This window comes from uncultured Granulicatella sp., assembly GCF_963521425.1.
GTDB lineage: Bacteria > Bacillota > Bacilli > Lactobacillales > Aerococcaceae > Granulicatella.
The window spans coordinates 65966-88184 of record NZ_CAUQUN010000004.1 but is presented as its reverse complement, the minus strand read 5'-3'; the positions used below and the strand labels follow the sequence as shown (position 1 = coordinate 88184).

Below are 22219 nucleotides of genomic sequence, written 5' to 3'. Positions count from 1 at the left end.
ATGGAATTACAATTTTTAGGTACAGGTGCTGGGGTTCCAGCAAAAATGAGAAATGTTTCGTCAATCGCTTTGAAACTATTAGATGAAAGAAATGAAATTTGGTTATTTGATTGTGGAGAAGCAACGCAACAACAAATTTTAAATACAACCATTCGACCAGGAAAAATTAAAAAAATATTTATTACCCATCTTCATGGAGATCATATTTTTGGGTTGCCAGGCTTATTAACTAGTCGATCATTCCAAGGTGGAGAAGATGAATTAATCGTTTATGGGCCAAAAGGCATTAAACGTTTTATTGATGCGAGTATTTCTGTTTCTTATTCGAAATTGGGCTATCCATTGAAAGTTGTGGAATTTGAAGAGGATGGAGTATTATTTTCTGATCAACAATTCAGAGTAGAAGCGATGAAGTTAGAACATGGAATTCCTTCTTATGGATTTCGAATTACAGAATCTGACCAAATTGGTGAGTTAAAGGCAGAAGAATTAAGAGCTATAGGAGTCCCATTTGGTCCTGTCTTTGGTCGATTAAAACGTGGGGAAGTTGTTACTTTAGAGGATGGTCGTGTCATTGATGGAAAAGACTATGTGAGCGAGGATATTAAGGGACGTGTTGTTGTAATCTGTGGAGATACAAGATTTACTCCAAAAAGTATTACTTTAGCGCAAAATGCTAATGTTCTTGTTCATGAAGCTACTTATGAAGCGGATAAAGAAAAAACTGCTCGTCAACATTTCCATTCAACAAGTAAACAAGCGGCAACGATTGCTTTAGAAGCGAATGTTCAACAATTGTATTTAACTCATATTAGTGCGCGTTATTTAGGGCATCAAGTGAGTCAATTAGAACAGGAAGCTCGTAAAGTATTCCCACAAACAAAAGTAGTTAAAGATTTTGATACATTTACGATTGGAAGAAATTAATATGGTAAAACGTGAACAGTTTTCAATAAATGGGAAAATGGTATTGATTACAGGAGCTAGTGGAGGCTTAGGCGAACAATTAGCTTATGAATGTGCCAAACAACAAGCCGGTTTAATATTAGTGGCAAGACGTGAGGAAGTCTTAAAGCAAGTAGCCAACACTTGTCAACAATGGACAAATCAACCCGTCTATTATTATGCTTGTGATTTATCGAATGCAGTTGAAGTAGAATTACTATTAGAAAAAATTCAATCCATTGATGTCGATATTGTCATTAATAATGCAGGTAGAGGCTATTTAAAACAAGCCGTTGATTTATCAAAAGAAGAAATTGAAGAAATGTTACAATTGAATTTATATACTTTAATTCAAATCACTCAGAAATATCTTCCTAAATTTATTCAGAAAAAATCAGGAATGTTCGTACAAATTGCTTCTCAAGCTGGAAAAACAGCAACTCCAAAAACTTCGGTTTATTCAGCTTCAAAATTTGGAGTGTTAGGTTATTCCAATGCTTTACGATTAGAATTAAAAGAACAAGGCATTCATGTAATGACGGTCAATCCTGGACCAATTGCTACTCAATTTTTTGAAAAAGCAGAACCAACAGGAAAATATTTAGCAAGTGTGTCTAGGTATGTTTTAACAAGTGAGGAAGTTGCAAGAAAAATTGTTCGAGGAATGAAATTTCAAAAAAGAGAAGTGAATGTACCGTATAGTATGAATCTGGCAGCAAAATTAAACTTCTGTTTCCCAAAAATTGGAGACATGAGTATTTTAAAATTATTTAATAAAAAATAAGTTCTGGAGGTGATAGGATGTCTTTTGCAAATGCTAAATGGGATTTAGTCAATAATGAAATAGAGGAAAGTTCAAAAGAAATTGCGAAAGTATTAGGACTTTCTCCTTTATTGATTCAAATTTGTAGGAGAAGAGGATATCAAACTGAGGAACAAATTCAAGAATTTCTATCATCTTCACCGACATTATGGCATGATCCATATTTAATGTATGATATGGAAAAAGCGATTCAACGTATTCAACAAGCGATTGAAACGGATGAAAGTATTTTAATATTCGGGGACTATGATGCTGATGGTATTACTAGTACTGCAGTATTATACGAAACATTAGAAATGATGGGTGCACAAGTAGAATATTATTTGCCAAATCGTTTTATAGATGGATATGGTCCGAATATCCGTATTTTTGAAGAGTATCTTGAAAAAGGAGTATCTTTAATTATAACGGTTGACTGTGGAATTGCTGCTCATGAAAGTGTTGAATGGGCAATGAGTCAACAATGTGATGTTATTGTAACAGATCACCATGAGATTCCTCCTGTTCTCCCTAAAGCTTATGCAGTGATTCATCCTCGCCATCCAGATGGTGAGTATCCATTTGGAGATTTATCTGGAGCAGGAGTTGCTTTTAAATTAGCACATGCATTATTAGGAGAACTTCCTGTTGAATTAGCAGAAATTGCCTGTATTGGAACAATTGCAGATCTAGTTAGCTTAACGGATGAAAATCGTAGTTTAGTAAAATTAGGCTTGCAACAATTAAATCAAACGGAGCGAATTGGGTTAAGTTATTTATTTCAAGAATTACAATTAACTCCTGGTTCAATAGATGAAAAAACAATAGGGTTTCAAGTAGGTCCTTGTTTAAATGCTCTTGGAAGACTTGGAGATGCGACTCCAGGAGTTGCTTTATTTACAACTTTTGATGATGAAGTCGCTCAAGAAGTTGTGACTTTAATGCAACAAGAAAATGCTAAGAGAAAACAAATTGTAGATGATATTACAGCTGAAGCATTGGAATTGGCCAAAGCTCAAATAGATCACAAAGTGTTAGTATTAGCTCAATCTAATTGGCATGAAGGTGTATTAGGAATTGTTGCGAGTCGAATCGTCGAACAATTACAAAAACCGACGATTATTTTAGGAATTCAATCAGATGGATTAATGGCAAAAGGTTCTGCAAGATCTTGCGCTCAGTTTAATCTCTATGATGCACTATCTTATTGCCAAGAGTCTTTAGCTAAATTTGGAGGCCATCATATGGCTGCTGGACTAAGTGTCGAAACAGTGATGTTACCAGGGTTTATGGAAGCTATTGAAACTTATGCGAAACAGCATCCCGAATTGTTGGAAGATGAAAAAGTAATTCCTATCGAAGAAGCATTATCACTTTCACAAGTAAATGTTGAGTTTATCGATTCTCTTCAAGCATTAAAACCATATGGAACGAATAATGCTGAACCGATTTTTAAAATTAGTAATATATTAGTAGGTCAAAAACAAAAGATTGGAGCTCAACAGCAGCATTTAAAATTAACGTTGAATTCTGAACAGAATCAGTTACAGGCTTTAATTTTTAATAAAGGAGAATGGGCAGATAGCTTAAATCTTCAAGCAGAGATTGAAGTCATTGGAACTTTAGAAATTAATGAATGGCAACAAAACCGTTTACCTCAATTAATGTTAAAAGATATTGCTGTTAAAGATGCGTTAATTTTTGATTGGCGTACAAATAAAATTCGACCAGAACATTTATCAGTGAAGAAGGCAGTTTATTTAGTTGAAAGAGATGCTCTAAAACCATTAGTGAGTGAAAGAATTGATACAAGTTCTAAAGTCTTTTCAATGGAAGAATGGATAAAAGAAGAAAAACAAGAGGATTTTGAATCGATTGTATTATTTGATTGTCCGCAATCTAAAGAAGTCATTCAAGAATTTCGTAAACATTCGTATACGCAAAAAATGTATATTATAGCATATACTCAAAAATCTATTATGACAATGGGGATTCCGACAAGGGAAAGATTTGTGGCAGTTTATCAATATTTAAAAACACATTCAAATGTCCCCTATAATGAAAAAACTGGAGAATTAGCAAATTATTTAAAAATTCCATTAGATCAATTTAAAGTAATTTTAAAAGTGTTTTTTGAATTAAAATTTGTTATAATAGAAAACGGCTGTTTAAGTTTAAATCCAGATTCCACATCTATGGATTTAATGCAGTCATCTTTAATGAAACAATTGCAAGAAGAACTTTGGCTCGAAAGAGTATTTATCTATAGTCAATTTTCCGAATTAACAAATTGGCTGACAAATATGGAGGAATAAAAATGAATTTAAAAAATTACATTGCAAGTGTACCAAACTACCCTAAAGAAGGTATTATTTTTAGAGATATTTCACCTTTAATGGCAGATGGGAAAGCATATCAATATGCGACACAACAAATTGTAGACTATGCGAAAAGTAGAGGAGCTGACATGATTGTTGGTCCTGAAGCTCGTGGATTTATCGTTGGATGTCCTGTTGCATATGAATTAGGAATTGGTTTTGCACCAGCACGTAAAAAAGGAAAATTACCTCGTGAAACAGTTTCTGTAGAATATGATTTAGAATATGGTACTGCAGAATTGCATTTACATAAAGACGCAGTAAAACCAGGACAAAAAGTATTAATTTGTGATGACTTATTAGCAACAGGTGGAACAATGGATGCATGTGCTAAATTAGTTGAAAAATTAGGCGGAGAAGTTGTTGGTTTAGCATTTTTAGTGGAATTAACAGACTTAAAAGGCCGTGAAAAAATCGAAGAATATGACATCTTTACATTGATGGAATACACTGAAGACGAAAGATAAAGAAATAGATTTTTCTGAAGTAGTAACGAAAGCCATGATATTCGCATTTGCGAATCTCATGGCTTTTATACTTATCTAATGCTTTCTAATATTTTTTGTACGGTTTCTAAATTTAAATGTTTTTGTTCTTTCAGTAATTGGATAATTTGTGGAATTTCTTCTTCTGTTGCTCCAGCCGTTAAAGCTAGAGATTTTACTTGTAAATTCATATGTCCTTTTTGAATCCCATCGGTTACTAATGCTTTTAATGCGGCAAAATTTTGTGCTAAACCAATAGAAGCAATAATTGCGGCTAATTCTTTAGCGGATGGATTCATTAATAATTCATGAGCAAATTGAGCAGCAGGATGAATCGCTATAGAACCACCAACTGTTCCGATAGGCATTGGAATACTTAATGTTCCTACTAATTCCTTATCATCACGGATGAACCATTCACTAAAAGGTTGATAAGCTCCTGATAAGCTTGCATATGCATGTACCCCAGCTTCAATCGCTCGCCAATCATTTCCAGTTGCAATAACAACTGCATCAATTCCATTCATAATTCCTTTATTATGAGTAGCAGCTCGATAAGGATCGACTTGGGATAGTTCACTAGCAATTTCAATTCTACGGGCAATTTCTTCACCTGAGATTGTCTTTGTTTCTAATTGTTCGAATGGAATTCGACAAGTAGTCGTGACAACAGAATGAGTTGCTAAATTCGATAAAATTGCCATAATACAAGTTCCATTCGTAAAAGTTTCGATAGGAGAAACTAAGGCTTCTAAAATCGTATTTAAAATATTTGCCCCCATTGCTTCTTTTGTATCTACAGAAATATAAAATACATAAAACGTATGATTTGGATGTTGTTTTTCTTCTACCCAAATCTTTTGGATTCCACCACCACGTTTGACAATAGAAGGGTGAGCTTCATGAGCAATAGTAAATAAATATTCGATTTCCTTTGAAAGTTTTTTCTCTATTTGTTCTATAGAATATGGGGAATCATAGACTGCAATTTCACCAATCATTTCTCTCTTTTCTTGAGTAGTAGTAAATCCCTCAGAACGATGAATGATTTTACAACCATTACTTGCTGCAGCGATGACGGAAGGTTCCTCTGTTACCATAGGAACAGTATAAGTTTTACCATTTACGGTAACTTCAGGAACAATTCCAAGTGGTAAGTCATATAGTCCGATTTGATTTTCAATCATTTGATTTGCTACAGATTCTGGTAAGTTAAATCCAGTTAATAAGTTTGATTTTTTTTCATCTGATAAATGAGATACGTTTGTTAAAATATTTTTTCTTTCTAGCGGTGTTTTTTGATAAAATTTATAAAATAAATGCTCGTTCATAATAAGCCCCCTTAGTGACTCTAGTATAACAAATTTATTAGTATGAGGGGAAGATACAAGAAAAAATGTTTCAAATACTGTATACTAGAATACAAGGAGTGATGAAATGAAATTTACAAGAACAATTCAAGAACGTTTATTTATTGTAGAAGCCAAAGAGGCTTACCAAAAAGAAGCAGAAGATTTATTAACGATTGTAGAAGAGTATTTTGAAGAAAATTTAGAAGAATTAAATCAATTGATTCCAATTCATTATGGAAATATTAAAGTGGTGTCCATTAAAAATGAGTATCATGTTTGCGTTCCAAATTATGAACAAAAACAATTAGAGGAATGGATTACAGATTGTAGTTATTTCTTAGAAATTGTTCAAAAAACATTTAAAGCAGGGAAACGTACGAAAACATTAGGAAAGTTAGTTCCATTCCGTTTTGATAGTCCTGTTATTATTGCAAATCATACATTTGAAGTGGAAGATTTTTATGCGCATCGTTTTGATGATGAAACATGGTATGTAGCACCTGTGGATCAAGAAATTGAATCTCAACCATTATCAGGAGCAAAAGCTTATGAAATTTTCCCGGATTATCCTAGTTTTTATGATATGATGCATTTACCAACAGATACAATTGTGATTTTCCATAAAGGAGAAATTGTATCGGTATTAAATGAAAATAGTGAAGATATTTGGAATTAATAGGAGGCTGCTATGACGGTTGACGTAATTTGCCAAATAGAGCGTACAATTCTTCCTTATGAATGTGATTGGAAAGGAAATTTGTTATTAAGCCAAGCTCTAGGAATGATGATGTTAGCTTCTAGAAAGCAACAACAACAATTACAAAATCCAAACTTAATTTATGAAAAAGGCTATACATGGATCGTGATTCAACACGAAATTGAGATTCAGCGTATGCCAAAAGTAGATGAAGAAGTTATCATTGAAACACAAGCGATTAGCTATAATAAATTTTTTACTTACCGTGAATATCGTATTCTTTCAAAAGAAAGAGAAGAGTTGTTTAAATGTATCACGACATTTGCAATGCTTGATATGAAGGCACGCAAAATTGTTTCAATAGATGAAGAAATTGTGTTGGAATATCCACTATCTATTGGAAAAGAAATGAGAAAAGCAACTCGAATTCCTAAAAAAGATTTTTCAGATGCTACAACGGGAGAATACAAAATACGAATTAATGATATTGATGCTAATCTCCACGTCAATAATGCTCGTTACTTTGATTTTGCTTTTAGTGAATTAGGAATGGAGTTTTTAGAGGATCATCAGTTGAAACAAGTTGTGATTAAATATGAAAAAGAAGTATTACCAGAATCAACGATTTCATGTTCGACTTTATGGGAAGAAAATACATTAGAAAGTCAAGAGAGAAGACAAACGTATCATTTAATTTCGCAGGATGGAAATCGATGTGCGAATATTCAAATGAAATGGGAAGAAATCGTATAAAATAGTTTGCATTTTATTCAAACATCTGATACAATAATTTTTGTGTAAAATATGCAGCAGAAATAAGAGAAGCTCGTCAACAGTCCTATCCATTAAGAGGAAGGTAGTAACCACGGCTGCAAAGGTGAACCCTAGTAGAGACTGCACGAATCTACTGTTTCGCAATTATTTTACTCCAAAAAAAATTTTTTATTATTGGAGGAATGTTCAATGTCACGTTACACTGGACCAAGCTGGAAGTTATCTCGTCGTTTAGGCATTTCACTTTCAGGAACAGGAAAAGAAATCGCTCGTCGTCCATACGCACCAGGTCAACACGGACCAAATAACCGTAGTAAATTATCTGAGTATGGTCAACAATTACAAGAAAAACAAAAATTACGTCATATGTATGGTATGAACGAACGTCAATTTGCTACTTTATTCAAAAAAGCTGGCAAAATTAAAGAAGGTAAACATGGTGAAAACTTCATGATCCTTCTAGAACAACGTTTAGATAACGTAGTTTACCGTTTAGGATTAGCTTCAACTCGTCGTCAAGCTCGTCAATTAGTAAACCACGGTCACGTTACTGTAAATGGTAAACGTGTAGATATCCCTTCATTCCAAGTACAAGTTGGAGATGTTGTTGGTGTTCGTGAAAAATCACGTAACTTAACAATCATTAAAGAATCTTTAGAATCTTTATATGGACGTCCAGAATTTGTTACATTTGATGAAGAAAAATTAGAAGGTTCATTAAACCGTCTACCATTACGTGATGAGTTAACATCTGATGTTGACGAATCATTAATCGTTGAATATTATAACAAATTAGGCTAGGATTATTCCTAGATTTATCGAACTCAAGAATCGTTAAAATAGTAGCGATTCTTGAGTTTTTTATATTTTAAATTTCAGTTAAAATAGAATGAAATTTTTTATAATAGAAAAGCTAAATTAGTTGAAACAATTTTCAATTGATGATAATATATATCCTGTATCATTAGGGATATTAGGTGTAAAAGGAAAAGTTCCTTAATATTTCGGGAAAAGGAGGCAGTTTATGAGTCAAGTCATTCCTGAAGAAACGCTGAATCAGATTCAATCGCAAGTAAATATTGTCGATATTGTAAGTCAGTATGTTTCTTTGAAAAAACGAGGGAAGAACTATTTTGGCCATTGTCCTTTTCATGATGAACGGACACCTTCATTTTCAGTAACTGAGGAAAAACAAATCTATCATTGCTTTAGTTGTGGTAGAGGAGGAACTGTTTTTTCATTTATTTCGGAAATTGAAGGACTTTCTTTTGTTGAATCCGTAGCAAAAGTTGCAGAATTAGCTCAAATCCCATTTGAAAATAAATATTTGAGTTCTCGACCATCGGTTCAAGATACTCATCAACCGCTAATAACAGCTCATGAAAAAGCTGCTGAGTTTTATCAACATGTGTTATTACAAACACGTGGCGGTGAAAAAGCTTTAGAGTATCTTCAACATAGAGGATATACACTAGAGACGATTCAAACCTTTAAAATGGGACTAGCATTAAAAGATCGCACTTATGTGACGAATTTGATTAAACAAATCCCATTAACACCTCAACAAATGGAAGAATCAGGACTATTCATTGCAAGAAATGATGATTTTATCGATCGTTTTTATCATAGAATTATGATCCCGCTTCGTAATGAGCAAGGAAAAGTGATTGCTTTTTCTGGTCGGATTTTACCTAATGATGAGGAAATGGTCGATGAACAAGAAGCGAAATATTTAAATAGTTCTGAAACACCTATTTTTAATAAGCGACAGTTCTTATTTAATTATGATTTAGCAAAATCAGCGATTCGTAAATCCGGACAAGTTGTCTTATATGAAGGATATATGGATGTCATTGCTTCTTGGCAAGCTGGTGCTAAAAACGGTGTAGCATCGATGGGGACTTCTTTAACAAAAGAACAAATCCAAATATTATCACGTGTAGCAAATGAAATCATTATTGCTTACGACAGTGATAGGGCAGGATTAGATGCAACGAATCGGGCAATTGAATTATTACAGGAAAATTCAGCTTTAACGATTTCAATCTTATCTTTAGATGCTGGAAAGGACCCAGATGAATTTATTCAACAAAGAGGTGCAGAAGCTTATCTTGAACAATTAGCTCATCATACAGAATCTGTTTTCCAGTTTAAAAAGAGATATTTTTCAAAACAATATCGGTTAGAAATTGAACGAGAAAAAGTACAATTTTTAGAACAAATGACGATTGAATTAGTAAAAATTTCTAAACCTATTGAACGTGAATTTGCGATTAAATCATTAGCAGATGAGTTCGGAATTTCGGGAGAATTACTTTCTAGTCAAGTCAATTTTGTTCAGAGAAAATTCAAGCAACAATCTTCTCACTCAACAGGGGAGTGGACGGCAAGTCCTATGAAAATTTCACAGGATAGTCCAATGGAAGTTTCTCAAAAGCAACTTCTGTATCGTCTATTACATTCTCCGGAGGCGTGGAGTTATTTATCAAGAGAAAATGAAGAGTTTGAATTTCCATATGTAGATTATCAACAATTTTATATTTTGTTGAGAAGTTATCGTGAGCAGCATCTTGAAGAATTACTTGTACAAGAATTTATGAATTTTTTAGATGAATCCGATGCAGTGAATCGTAATTTATTATCGATGATTGAATGGCTAGAAATGCCTGAAGAATGTACGGAAAAAGAAATTCATGACTTAATGTACTTTTTATCAAAAAAAGAAGATTTAAAACAACAATATCAAAGATGTATGCAAGAAATGAAAGAAGCTCAATTATCAAATGATGCTACTAGAGCAAATCAATTGATGATGGAGTTAGTTAATATTCAGAAACAATTAAAAAAATCATGAATGGAGGAATAGTGGATGACAGTTGAAAACAATAAGAATGGTCAAACGCTAAAAGAAGCTACAAGTAAATTGCTAGCAGAACGAAAATTGTTTGGGCAAATTTTATATGATGATTTATCAGCGCAAATTGCGATTCCATATGAATTAGATGCAGAAGGAATGGATAAGTTAATCCAACAATTCGAAGATGCTGGTGTGAGTGTAGTAGATGCAGATGGTGGACCAACTAGTCGTCAATTATCTTCAGAATCTTCAAAAGAACCTGAAGTAGAAATGACAGAAGACGAAACAGCTTTATCGTCAAATGTAAAAATTAATGACTCTGTTCGTATGTATTTAAAAGAAATTGGACGTGTTCCATTATTAAGTGCGGATGAAGAAGTAAACCTTGCTTTACGTATTCAACAAGGAGATCAAGAAGCGAAACAAGAATTAGCAGAAGCTAACTTACGTTTAGTAGTTTCGATTGCAAAACGTTATGTAGGACGTGGAATGCAATTTTTAGATTTAATTCAAGAAGGAAATATGGGCTTAATGAAAGCTGTTGAAAAATTTGACCATACAAAAGGATTTAAGTTTTCAACTTATGCTACATGGTGGATTCGTCAAGCAATTACTCGTGCGATTGCTGACCAAGCACGTACTATTCGTATTCCAGTTCATATGGTAGAAACAATCAATAAATTAGTTCGTATCCAAAGACAACTATTACAAGATTTAGGACGCGAACCTACTCCTGAAGAAATTGGAGCAGAAATGGATTTACCAACTGAAAAAGTAAGAGAAATTCTAAAAATTGCTCAAGAACCAGTGTCGTTAGAAACTCCAATTGGGGAAGAAGATGATTCACATTTAGGAGACTTTATTGAAGATGATAATGCAACAAGTCCAGCTGAACATACAGCTTATGCATTATTAAAAGAACAATTAGATGAAGTATTAGAACAATTAACGGATCGTGAAGAAAATGTATTACGTTTACGTTTTGGTCTAGACAAAAATGGAGAAATCCGTACATTAGAACAAGTAGGCCAAGTATTTGGAGTTACTCGTGAAAGAATCCGTCAAATTGAAGCGAAAGCACTTCGCAAATTACGTCATCCAAGTCGTTCAAAACAATTGAAAGATTTCTTAGACTAATATTGATGGAGACTGGGCAGTAGCCTAGTCTCTTTATTTATAAATGAAAGGAGAAACTTATGTTTCGTCAAATTTTAAATGGTTTTTGTATGGCATTAGCCGATAGTGTTCCTGGAGTTTCTGGAGGAACAGTAGCTTTTATTATGGGGTTTTATGACCAATTTATTGGTTCCATTCATGATATGGCATTTGGAAGTAAAAAGGAGAAGAAAGAAGCTTTTACTTATTTAGTAAAATTAGGAATTGGTTGGGTTATTGGAATGGTCAGTGCCATTTTAGTATTATCTTCATTATTTGAATCACATATTTATGGAGTAAGTTCTTTGTTTATTGGATTTATTGCAGGAGCCATTCCTTTAATGATGATGGAAGAAAAAGAATCTTTGAAAAAACCATTAATGGGAATTTTTTATATTTTAGTAGGGGTGGCTATTGTTGCAGGAATTACTTGGATGAATTCTCGTACAGGTAAAGGTAGTTTTGATTTAAGCCAGTTTTCTCTTGTAGCTTCCATTAAATTATTCTTTATTGGAATGATTGCTATTTCAGCAATGTTTTTACCAGGAATCTCTGGTTCAACTTTATTATTAATTTTTGGAGCTTATATTCCAGTCGTTTTTGCTGTAAAAGCAGTATTAACTTTCCAATTAGCATATGTTCCAAGTTTAGCTATTTTTGGTTTAGGAGTGTTAGCTGGAGCTTTATTTGTAGTTAAAGCCATTAAATATTGTTTAGAACATTATCGTAGTCAAATGATTTATGGCATCATTGGAATGATGATTGGTTCATTTTATGCGATTGTAATGGGCCCAACGACATTAAAAATTCCTCAAGAAGCAATGAATTTTTCAACATTTTCACCAATTGCAGCTTTAGTAGGTCTGTTATTAGTATTAGGATTACAAAAATTAAAAGAAAAGGATTCTAAATAGATGACAGAATTACAAATTCTTGATGGATTTCAAAAATTACACAATCCAATATTAGATTCTATCATGATTTTTATTACTTCATTAGGAAATGTTGGTTTCATTTGGCTAGCGATAATTGCAGTTTTGTTAATGAATAAGAAAACAAGAACTTTAGGGATTCTGTTAGCTATTGCGGTAGTAGTTAATACGATTTTATGTAATGGTCTTATTAAACCAATTATAGCTAGAGCACGTCCATATGAGGTTAATTCAGCGGTTTCTTTATTAATTTCAAAACCATTAGATTATTCATTCCCATCAGGGCATACAGCTATTTCATTTACAGTAGTTAGTGTATTGTATTTCCTTCGTATGAAAAAGCACTGGATTATGGCTTTCGCTTTAGCAATCCTTATTGCTTTTTCAAGAATGTACTTATACGTTCATTACCCAACAGATGTACTAGCAGGAGCAATCGTAGGAACATTCAGCGGCTGGATCACCGTAAAATGGAGCCAATCAAAACATAGAAGATTTGTATAAGAAGAAGGTATAAAAGCAGAGCAACAGCAAAGCTTTTATACCTTTTTACTTTGAAACTAAATATTAAATATTTTTAATCCATCTAACTATCTTTTTGAAATTCATAATCAATCCAATAACAATTAACGCAAATACAACTGTAAAAATTAAAACACCGTTCATATAAATTCCTCCTTTATAGAAAGTGAACTATTACTATTATGAGTTTAAATAGTTTATATAATAGAATTCCATCTTAAAATGATAAAAAGAATCTCCATTTTTATACCTTTGGGGATTTATATATTTCATAACTATACCTCCAATAAATGAACCAAAATACTACCTATAATTTGATAACGTTTTCTTGTGAATATTATAGCTTATTTATTTTTAATAATAAAGTAGATATGAAAAAATGAATTGAGAAAAAGATAAAAGAATACCCTCACCATAGACATTTTACAGTAGCTTTACCAATTGCGTCCTCGGCTTTCGTTCATACTATAAGAATAGAAGTTAAGAAACGAAAATAAATCAAAACGAAATACAACTAAGAATACCTTCCCAATAGACTTCTTACAGTAGTATGAGCAATAGAATCTGCAGAAGCAGATTCTATTACTGGAAAATTTGAGACCAAGGCTCAAATTTTAGCCAAGAGACACCAAAGGTGGCTACTGGCGTCCAAATACTACTGTACCCAAGAAGTCTATAAATAAGATGTACTATTTTAGAATAAGTCCAATCTTCCCCAAACCCATTGCAATCACAGAAATTTTTGGTAAACTAATAATTATGTAATTGAGAATGATTATCAATTAGAAAAGGAGAGATTATGAAATTTAAAAATTTATGTATCCTTTTGCTCATCTTATCGTTAATTTCTTTATCAGTTGGAGCACAAACATTTTCTTGGGAATTATTAATCCAACAAGATGTAAAAATGCAACAAGTATTTTGGTTATCTCGAGTTCCAAGACTGTTGAGTGTAATCTTAGCAGGAAGTTCCATGAGTATTGCAGGATTATTAATGCAGACAATGACGCAAAATGAATTTGCAGCACCTAGTACAATTGGTACTACTGAAGCAGCAAAATTAGGACTATTATTAAGTTTATTCTTTTTTAATGGACCTAGCTTATTTCAGAAAATGCTATGTGCCTTTATTTGTTCATTTGCACTTACAATTGTTTTTATTATGATTCAGCAAACCTTACAATTGAAAGAGAAGTGGATGATTCCTTTAGTAGGATTAATTTTTAGTGGAATGATTTCAGCCTTTACCAATATGATATCGTATCAATTTCATCTCGTACAAAGTTTAACATCATGGACACAAGGATCCTTCTCCATGATTCAAACTCACCAATACGAATGGTTATTCTTTGGTTTAATCATTATTGTTATTTCTAGCAGATTAGCTCATGTTTATACGATTGCTAATTTAGGAGAGTCAATCAGTTTGAATCTGGGGATTTCGTATAAGAAGTTAGAATGGTTAACCTTATTATTAGTGTCACTTACAACGAGTGTTACGATGATAACGGTAGGCGCACTTCCTTTCATAGGAATTATTATTCCAAACTTAGTACGCTATTTATCGGGAGATGATTTAAAAAAGACTATTCCACAAACAGCTCTATTAGGTGCAGTACTAGTCCTAGCATGTGATATTGTTGCTCGATTAGTTATTCCGCCTTATGAAGTATCGGTTAGTCTGATTTTAGGTATTGTCGGTGCAGGACTTTTAATTAGTCAAATCTTAAGAATTAGCTCTCAAAGAAGGGGGAGTATTCGATGAAGAAAAGAACCCTTCTATTAACAATTACATTAGTAACTTTATTACTCATTATTAGTGCTATTTTCTTATTTTTTCCAATTGGAAATATGGGAAAATTCTCTGTTCTCTTATTTAAAAAGAGAGTTTTAAAATGGGTAGTTATTTTACTTGTTAGTTTATGTGTTTCAATATCGACCATTAGTTTCCAAACGATTGTACAAAATCGATTTTTAACGCCGGGTGTTCTTGGAATTGAGAGTGTCTTTGTATTGTTTCAAACGTTGGTTTATTGGGGCCAATTAAGTCTAGGAATGGAAACTGCGCCAAATTTATGGATTTCAATGTTCACGATTGTGTTGCAGATGATCTTTTTCTTCTTCATTTATCGAGCATTTAATGATTTATTATCGATTCCGTTTTCAATGCTATTATTTATTTGTTTAGCCTTTGGAACATTGTTTAGAAGTTTAAGTACATTTGTTCAAGTATTAATGGATCCAAATGAATTTGATAAATTGCAAGGAAAATTATTTCCTTCTTTCCAAAGAATGCATCATCAAAGTGAATTAGTTATTGTAGTCGTTATCCTAACAGCTATCTCAGTAATCTATTTAATTAGAAAACATATGGTGTTAAATGTATTTCACCTTGGAAAAGTTCAAGCACAAATATTAGGTGTAGATGTAGTAAAAGAAGAAAAGTGGATTTTATTAGTAATTGTTTTACTAACTAGTCTGTCCACAGTTTTAGTAGGTCCAATGCAATTTTTAGGATTTATGATTGCCAATGTCACCTATCAATGGATTAAAGATTACCGTCACTTACAGATGTGGACTATCGCATTTTTATTAGGAAGTATTTTATTACTAGGAGGACAACTTGTTATCGAGAAGCTCTTCCATTTAAATATTCCAATTAGTGTCGTTATTGAATGGTTTGGAGGATTATTATACTTTGTATTGTTATTGAAAGGAAGGTACCGTAGTGGAATTAAAAAATATTCATAAAGCATATGATACGGTAGTTGTCGATTCCGTTTCATTAACGATTCCAAAAAATCAGTTAACATCTTTTATCGGACCAAATGGAGCAGGAAAATCGACTTTAGTTTCCATTATGAGTCGATTATTACAGAAAGATTCTGGTCAATTATGGATTAAAGGTAAAGAAATTGAAGCTTGGAATTCCAAAGAACTCGCAAAAGAATTATCTGTATTAAAACAAAATCAATCTTTTCAAGTATCTTTAACAGTAGAAGAGTTAGTCAGCTTTGGGCGCTATCCTTATTCAAAGGGAAAATTATCGACACTTGATTATCAAATGATTGATCAAGCGTTAAAACATACGAATTTATTAGAGTTAAGAGAGCGTTCGATACAAACTTTATCAGGTGGGCAAATGCAAAGAGTGTTTATTGCAATGGTATTAGCTCAAGATACTGAGATAGTTTTATTAGATGAACCCTTAAATCATTTAGATTTAAAACAAGCGGTAGAAATTATGAAATTACTACGTTATATGGTAGAAAATCTGGATAAAACAGTCGTCATTGTTATGCATGATTTAAATATGGCGATTAACTTTTCTGATTATTTAGTAGCCTTTAAAGAAGGAAAATGTGAGTTTCGTGGAAAAACCATGGATGTGGTTACGAATCAAACCTTATCAGAATTATATGAAATTGATATCGAAGTGATAGAAGTTTCAGGAAAAAAATATATTACAGTAAAGTAGGAGAAACATATGAAAAAATTATTAACAACCGTAGTTATGGGAGCAACATTTTTATTAGCTTCTTGTGGTACAAAAACAACAAGTGTGACACCAACTACTCAAGAAAATTCAGTGAAACAAGTACAATTAACAGATGGATCAGAAACTGTTGAAGTGAAGTCAAATCCAAAGAAAATTGTGACATTTGACTTAGGTTCAGCAGATACATTACGTGCAATTGGACAAGGTGAAACAATCGTTGGAATGCCAACAAAACCATTACCAACGTATATTAAAGATTTAGGAGAAAAAGTTCAAAATGTAGGTAGCATGAAAGAACCGGATATTGAAGCCATTGCAGCAATGCAACCTGACTTAATTATTGCTTCTGCACGTACAAAAGATTTTATCCCTCAATTAAAAGAAATTGCTCCAACAGTAATTTTTAATGTTGATAGCAAAGATTATTGGGGATCAGTCCAAAAAAATGTAAAAAGCTTAGCGAGCTTATTTAACGAAGAAACTCAACAAAAAGCAAGTGCTCAAGTAAAAGAATTACAATCAGTGATTGATACAATTGCATCTCAAAATGAAAAACATAGCGAAAAGAGTTTAGCGATTATGTTAAATGAAGGTAAAATGTCTGCATTTGGCGCACAATCACGTTTTGGATTCTTATATCAAGATTTAAAATTCCGTCCAACAGATGCTAAAATTGAAGAAAGCAGACACGGACAAGAAATTAGTTTTGAAGGTGTTAGTGAATTAAACCCTGATGTTTTATTTGTATTAAATCGTACATTAGCCATTGGTGGAGATAATTCTAAAGCAGATGCTTTAATGAAAAATGAATTAATTCAGGCTACAAATGCGGTAAAAAATAATAAAGTAGTAAACTTAACTTCTGACTTATGGTATTTAAGTGGCGGAGGATTAGAATCTACTAAATTAATGTTACAAGACTTACAACATGTATTTCAATAATGAATGAGACGACTTCGGTCGTCTTTTTTGCTTATTTTAAATTTAAACATTTTTAATGTAATACAATTTTGTTATACTAATAGTAAAGATTAGTTGAAAGCTGGGTGATACTATGTCATTGATTAAAATTGAAAATTTAACGTTTTCGTATTTTTCATCTACAAAACCTGTGTTTGATAACGTGAGTTTTTCTTTAGATACCAATTGGAAAACAGGTTTAATTGGTAGAAATGGAATCGGAAAATCAACTTTGTTTAAACTATTATTAGATCAAGAATCTTATCAAGGAAAGATTCATAAAAGTGTTGAGTTTGTTCAATTTCCACCAGTTCATCTGGATGTTTCAAAGACTGGGCTAGAATTACTGGAAGAGTGGACACCGCAGGAAGATGAGTGGAAAGTGTATCGTGAGCTTCATCAGTTGAAATTAGATGAAAGTCTGATGGATAGAAAATTTGAAACTCTTTCTAATGGGGAACAAACTAAAATACTATTGGCGATCTTATTTACGAAAGATAATGGATTTTTATTGATTGATGAACCAACAAATCATCTGGATGTGAATGGAAGAAAAATTGTAAGTGATTATTTGAAGAGTAAAAAAGGATTTTTATTGATTTCTCATGATAGAGATTTTTTAGATGGATGTATTAATCATGTCATTTCTTTTAATCGAAACTCAATTGATGTACAATCGGGTAATTTTACGTCATGGTATGAAAACAAATTATTGAAAGATCAGTATGAGTTCAATCAAAATGAAAAGATTAAACAGGACATAGAGCGATTAAACAAGGCAGCAAGGCAGACAAAAGTTTGGTCGAATAAAGTTGAAAATACGAAGAATGGTGTGAAAATTTCTGGTATAAAGCCAGATAAAGGACATATTGGACGGTTGTCAGCAAAAATGATGCAAAAGACAAAGAACTTGGAAAAGCGTCAGCAAAAAGCAATAGAAGAAAAAGAAAATTTATTAAAAGATATTGAAAAAAAAGATAGTTTATTCCTTCGTCCGTTACAACATTATAAATCTTTGCTCGTATCTGCTAGTCAGTTGAGCTATCAGTTTGGAGAAAGAAAACTATTTTCTGATATCAATTTTGAAATTCATCAAGGCGATGTAATTGCTATCAATGGAGCAAATGGTAGTGGGAAATCAACACTTGTTAAAATCTTATTAGGGCAATATATTGACTATACTGGTGAGTTAAAAATGGCGAATCATTTAGATATTTCATATATTAAACAAGATACGTCATTTTTAGAAGGAAATTTAATAAATTATATTCATAGTCAAGGAGTAGATGAAACGACTTGTCGAACCATTTTAAGTAAATTAGATTTTCCAAAAGAATTATTTGATACAAATATGAAAAACTATAGTGATGGTCAAAAAAAGAAAGTGCTAATTTCTATTAGTCTTTCTAAACCTGCACATTTATATATTTGGGACGAACCTCTAAATTATATTGATGTCATTTCAAGAATACAAATTGAAGAACTCATAAAAGAAGTGAAACCAACGTTGATTTTAATTGAACACGATCAGCGGTTTGTAAATCATATTGCAAATAAAATGATACAGTTATAAAAAAAGACGACTTGCGTCGTCTTTTTTTAGTCTTCAACATCTTCTGCGCTAACACCCATTAAGACTGGTAAAATCATTGGGCGGCGAGCAGTTTGTTTATATAAATATGGATTTAACGTATCAATAATGAGATTACGTAGTGATCGCTCATTTAAAGGTTCATCAGCTTCACTTAAGAATGCTAAAATTTCTTCTTTTAACATTTGTTGAGCTTGGTTTAATAATTCACCGGACTCACGCATATAAATGAATCCACGAGATAAAATCTCAGGTCCTGTTACTAATTCGCGTTCATCATAATCAACCGTTGCAACGACAATGACTAAACCGTCTTGAGATAAAGTTTTACGGTCTCGTAAAACGATATTTCCGATATCTCCAATACCATTTCCGTCTACATAAACATCTCCAGCATAGAAATGTCCAGCACGACGAGCAGAGTCACTTGTTACTGCTAAAATATCTCCATTACTTAAAATGAATGAATTTTCTTTTGGAATTCCAACTTGACTTGCTAAGTTAGCTTGGATTTTTTGCATTCTATATTCACCATGAACTGGCATGAAATACTTCGGTTTCATTAATCGTAACATTAGTTTTTGTTCTTCTTGAGAACCATGTCCTGAAGTGTGAATATTATTTAATTTACCATGAATAACTTCAGCTCCAGCTTCAGATAGTAAGTTAATCACACGATTTACTGCAGCTGTATTTCCTGGAATAGGAGAGCTTGAGAAGATGACCGTATCTCCAGGTTGTACAGAAATTTGACGGTGATTTCCATTGGCAATACGACTTAAGGCAGCCATTGGTTCACCTTGAGATCCTGTACATAAAATAATTACTTCTTCAGCAGGATATTGGTTAATATCACGACCATCGATAAATGTATCATCTGGCGCAGAAATATATCCTAATTCACGAGAAGTAGCAAAGCTAGCTTCCATACTGCGTCCAAATACAGCAATTTTACGTCCAGTTGCTACCGCAACATCTGTTACTTGTTTTAAACGAGAAACATTGGATGCAAATGTAGCAAAAATAATACGACCTTCGACACGTTGAATAATTTCTTTAATGGATTGTCCAACGACTTGTTCTGATTTTGTGAATCCTGGAACTTCTGAGTTAGTACTATCCCCTAAAAGAACTAGAACACCTTCTTCACCAATTTGAGCCATTTTGTGTAAATTAGCCGGTTGTCCTACTGGTGTAAAGTCGAATTTATAGTCTCCTGTAAAAACAATATTTCCAGGAGGAGTTTTAATAACAATACCGAATGCATCTGGAATAGAGTGAGTAGTGCGGTAAAAACTTACTTGAGTTTTTCTAAATTTAATAACTGAATCTTCATCTATTTCATGTAAGATAGCATCACGAAGTAAGCCATGTTCTTCGAGTTTGTTTCGAATAAGAGACATTGCCAATTTAGTTGCATAAATTGGAATATTGACTTGTTTAATTAAGAAAGGAATACCTCCAATATGGTCTTCGTGCCCATGAGAGATGAAGAGACCTTTGACTTTACTTTGGTTTTGAATAATATAGCTATAGTCAGGAATAACATAGTCAATTCCTAATAAATCATCTTCAGGGAACTTAATTCCAGCATCTAGAATAATTAATTCATCCTGGAATTGGACGCCATAGGTATTCTTTCCGATTTCACCTAAACCACCAAAAGCGAATACGCCCGTTTCATTATTTTTGATTGTTGGTTTCATTAGTTAAACACCGTAACTTTGAAATCAGGATTTTTTTGTTCATAAGCTAGATGTTTTTCATCTAGTTCTTGAATGAACTCCACATTGTATTCAGTGTTTTCGTCCACTAAACGACGAGCTTCAACTTTATCTTGAGCTTCTACGTATAGTGATAAAGTATTTTCACGACGAGGTGCTTCAGTTTTTGATGGTTGGTAAGTAATTTTAAAAATCATTTTATAACTCCTTATTTGTTCAATATAGTTTTCAAAAATTATTTTAACACAAAAGTGCACTTTAAGTACAATTATCTGTGTAGTATTTGTTGGATTAAAGGAAAGATTTCCTTTGGTTCTTTAGCTTCGTAACACGATAGATTTTCTGCATTCATTTGATGATATTTTGTAAATTGAATCGGGTGCCAGTTCGCTTGAAGAGCTCCAGTAATATCTGTTTGGACATCGTCTCCAATCATAAAATATTCATCAGCAGAAATTTTTGATTCAACATGATGAAAAGCTTGAATATTTGGTTTTTTCGCTTGAATAGATTCTGAAATAAACCAAAAATCTTCAGGAATCCAATTGAATAAATTTAATTGATACAGTTTATTTTTCTGATGGTTTGTTGGACCATTCGTTAAAATAGCGATTTGATAAGATTCTTTATTACATTGTTGAAATACCTTAATCCATTCTTCAGAAAGGGTAATGGCATTTAAAGTGTCTTGGTAAGCTTTTATAAATGCTAGAATTTTTTCAGAGGATAATTCAATTCCTACATCTTTAAAAGTATTGGCAACTCGTTCCTGATACGATTGAGAAAGTGTTATTTTTCCTGAAGAAAATTTTTCAAAAGCCTCATCACTTCTTTTTTGATAAGTTAAATAGAGACTTTTAGCATCAATAGTAGGTGCTGCAAATTGACAAAACGCATTAAAAAATACTTCACTCTTAGAATAAAGGGTATCATCTAAATCAAATACCACTGCAATTTTTTTATCCAATTACGACAGCTCCTTCAGGAATATATTGTGGTTGAGCTTGGTTAATATGATCATAGAACATAACTCCGTTTAAGTGATCGATTTCGTGCTGAACAACGATCGCTTCATAATCAGTCAAAGTTTTAACTTTTTCTTCACCATCTGGTGTGAAATATTTTACAGTAATTCTTTGAGGTCTTAATACGACACCAGGAACTTCTCGATTAACGGATAAACATCCTTCTCCTTCTTTTAAACAAGTTTTTTTAACAGATTCTCTTAAAATGCGAGGATTAATCCATACTTCATCAAGTAGAGCGGGTTCATCTTCATATCCCGGAATTAATAGAGCAATCATTTGAATTTCTTTTCCTAATTGTGGAGCTGCTAAACCAACTCCAGCACGTAATTCATATTTTGCAGCAATTTCTTCGTCTTGACTATTATGTAAGAATTCTAACATTTCTTTTGCTAAATGTTGCAAGTCATCTGACAATGGAAAACTGATTTTTTCTGCACGTTTTCTTAAAGCAGGGTGACCTTCTAATACAATATCTTTCATTGTAATCATTTTGTTTTTCTACCTCCTAATATGCTTTT

The 22219-nt window shown here is 32.6% G+C and carries 21 protein-coding genes; 16 read left to right on the top strand and 5 right to left on the bottom strand.

Annotated features, from left to right (window positions below; genetic code table 11):
- From rnz to RWO76_RS02165, 4 genes are read left to right on the top strand one after another with little or no spacing between them, the layout of a single operon-like run.
- Positions 1–927: a ribonuclease Z gene (rnz, locus tag RWO76_RS02180; RefSeq protein ID WP_314256327.1), complete on the top strand. Its 927-nt coding sequence runs from the start codon at positions 1–3 to the stop codon at positions 925–927.
- 1 nt (position 928) lies between these two features.
- Complete coding sequence (locus RWO76_RS02175) at positions 929–1729, top strand: SDR family oxidoreductase (RefSeq protein WP_314354008.1); 801 nt, start codon at positions 929–931, stop codon at positions 1727–1729.
- Between the two features lie 17 nt (positions 1730–1746).
- Positions 1747–4062: a single-stranded-DNA-specific exonuclease RecJ gene (gene recJ, locus RWO76_RS02170; RefSeq protein WP_314354007.1), complete on the top strand. Its 2316-nt coding sequence runs from the start codon at positions 1747–1749 to the stop codon at positions 4060–4062.
- 2 nt (positions 4063–4064) lie between these two features.
- Positions 4065–4592: an adenine phosphoribosyltransferase gene (locus RWO76_RS02165; protein ID WP_314354006.1), complete on the top strand. Its 528-nt coding sequence runs from the start codon at positions 4065–4067 to the stop codon at positions 4590–4592.
- 71 nt (positions 4593–4663) lie between these two features.
- Here RWO76_RS02165 and RWO76_RS02160 read toward each other — a convergent pair whose 3' ends face one another.
- Positions 4664–5941, bottom strand: coding sequence for a hydroxymethylglutaryl-CoA reductase, degradative (locus tag RWO76_RS02160; protein ID WP_314354005.1), 1278 nt, complete (start codon positions 5939–5941; stop codon positions 4664–4666).
- A gap of 106 nt (positions 5942–6047) precedes the next feature.
- Between RWO76_RS02160 and RWO76_RS02155 the strand changes: the two genes are divergently transcribed.
- The 12 genes from RWO76_RS02155 (at position 6048) to abc-f (ending at position 18931) form a co-directional block, all read left to right on the top strand.
- On the top strand, positions 6048–6638 hold the full coding sequence (locus RWO76_RS02155; protein ID WP_314354004.1) for a hypothetical protein: 591 nt from the start codon (positions 6048–6050) through the stop codon (positions 6636–6638).
- A 12-nt stretch (positions 6639–6650) separates the two neighbouring features.
- Positions 6651–7412, top strand: a complete 762-nt coding sequence (locus RWO76_RS02150; protein ID WP_314354003.1) for an acyl-ACP thioesterase domain-containing protein — start codon at positions 6651–6653, stop codon at positions 7410–7412.
- Positions 7413–7622: 210 nt separating this feature from the next.
- Positions 7623–8234, top strand: coding sequence for a 30S ribosomal protein S4 (gene rpsD, locus RWO76_RS02145; protein WP_006702788.1), 612 nt, complete (start codon positions 7623–7625; stop codon positions 8232–8234).
- A gap of 223 nt (positions 8235–8457) precedes the next feature.
- Positions 8458–10287, top strand: a complete 1830-nt coding sequence (gene dnaG / locus RWO76_RS02140) for a DNA primase (protein WP_314354001.1) — start codon at positions 8458–8460, stop codon at positions 10285–10287.
- Between the two features lie 15 nt (positions 10288–10302).
- A complete protein-coding gene (gene rpoD, locus RWO76_RS02135; protein ID WP_314354000.1) occupies positions 10303–11427 on the top strand; it encodes an RNA polymerase sigma factor RpoD in 1125 nt (374 codons plus the stop codon).
- 59 nt (positions 11428–11486) lie between these two features.
- The gene (locus RWO76_RS02130; RefSeq protein ID WP_314353999.1) at positions 11487–12359 is read left to right on the top strand and encodes a DUF368 domain-containing protein; all 873 of its coding nucleotides are present in this window, start codon (positions 11487–11489) and stop codon (positions 12357–12359) included.
- Entirely contained in the window at positions 12360–12881 is a 522-nt protein-coding gene (locus tag RWO76_RS02125) for a phosphatase PAP2 family protein (protein ID WP_314353998.1), read from the top strand.
- 817 nt (positions 12882–13698) lie between these two features.
- The gene (locus tag RWO76_RS02120; RefSeq protein ID WP_314353996.1) at positions 13699–14664 is read left to right on the top strand and encodes an iron chelate uptake ABC transporter family permease subunit; all 966 of its coding nucleotides are present in this window, start codon (positions 13699–13701) and stop codon (positions 14662–14664) included.
- Entirely contained in the window at positions 14661–15650 is a 990-nt protein-coding gene (locus tag RWO76_RS02115) for an iron chelate uptake ABC transporter family permease subunit (protein WP_314353994.1), read from the top strand. The genes RWO76_RS02120 and RWO76_RS02115 overlap by 4 nt, the downstream gene beginning before the upstream one ends.
- A complete protein-coding gene (locus RWO76_RS02110; protein ID WP_314353992.1) occupies positions 15628–16377 on the top strand; it encodes an ATP-binding cassette domain-containing protein in 750 nt (249 codons plus the stop codon). Before RWO76_RS02115 ends, RWO76_RS02110 begins: the two co-directional genes overlap by 23 nt.
- Before the next feature lie 9 nt (positions 16378–16386).
- Entirely contained in the window at positions 16387–17340 is a 954-nt protein-coding gene (locus RWO76_RS02105; RefSeq protein ID WP_314353991.1) for an ABC transporter substrate-binding protein, read from the top strand.
- A gap of 112 nt (positions 17341–17452) precedes the next feature.
- Entirely contained in the window at positions 17453–18931 is a 1479-nt protein-coding gene (gene abc-f, locus RWO76_RS02100) for a ribosomal protection-like ABC-F family protein (protein ID WP_314353990.1), read from the top strand.
- Between the two features lie 26 nt (positions 18932–18957).
- Here the strand turns inward: abc-f and rnjA are convergent, their stop codons facing one another.
- The 4 genes from rnjA to def all read right to left on the bottom strand — a co-directional run bounded on the left by rnjA (position 18958) and on the right by def (position 22190).
- Positions 18958–20655, bottom strand: coding sequence for a ribonuclease J1 (rnjA, locus tag RWO76_RS02095; RefSeq protein WP_314353989.1), 1698 nt, complete (start codon positions 20653–20655; stop codon positions 18958–18960).
- Positions 20655–20870, bottom strand: a complete 216-nt coding sequence (locus RWO76_RS02090) for a DNA-directed RNA polymerase subunit epsilon (protein WP_006702773.1) — start codon at positions 20868–20870, stop codon at positions 20655–20657. Before RWO76_RS02090 ends, rnjA begins: the two co-directional genes overlap by 1 nt.
- 71 nt (positions 20871–20941) lie before the next feature.
- Positions 20942–21640 (bottom strand): HAD family hydrolase, encoded by a 699-nt coding sequence (locus tag RWO76_RS02085; protein WP_314353988.1) that lies wholly within the window; start codon positions 21638–21640, stop codon positions 20942–20944.
- Positions 21633–22190, bottom strand: coding sequence for a peptide deformylase (gene def / locus RWO76_RS02080; RefSeq protein ID WP_314353987.1), 558 nt, complete (start codon positions 22188–22190; stop codon positions 21633–21635). The genes RWO76_RS02085 and def overlap by 8 nt, the downstream gene beginning before the upstream one ends.
- Positions 22191–22219 lie beyond the last annotated feature (29 nt).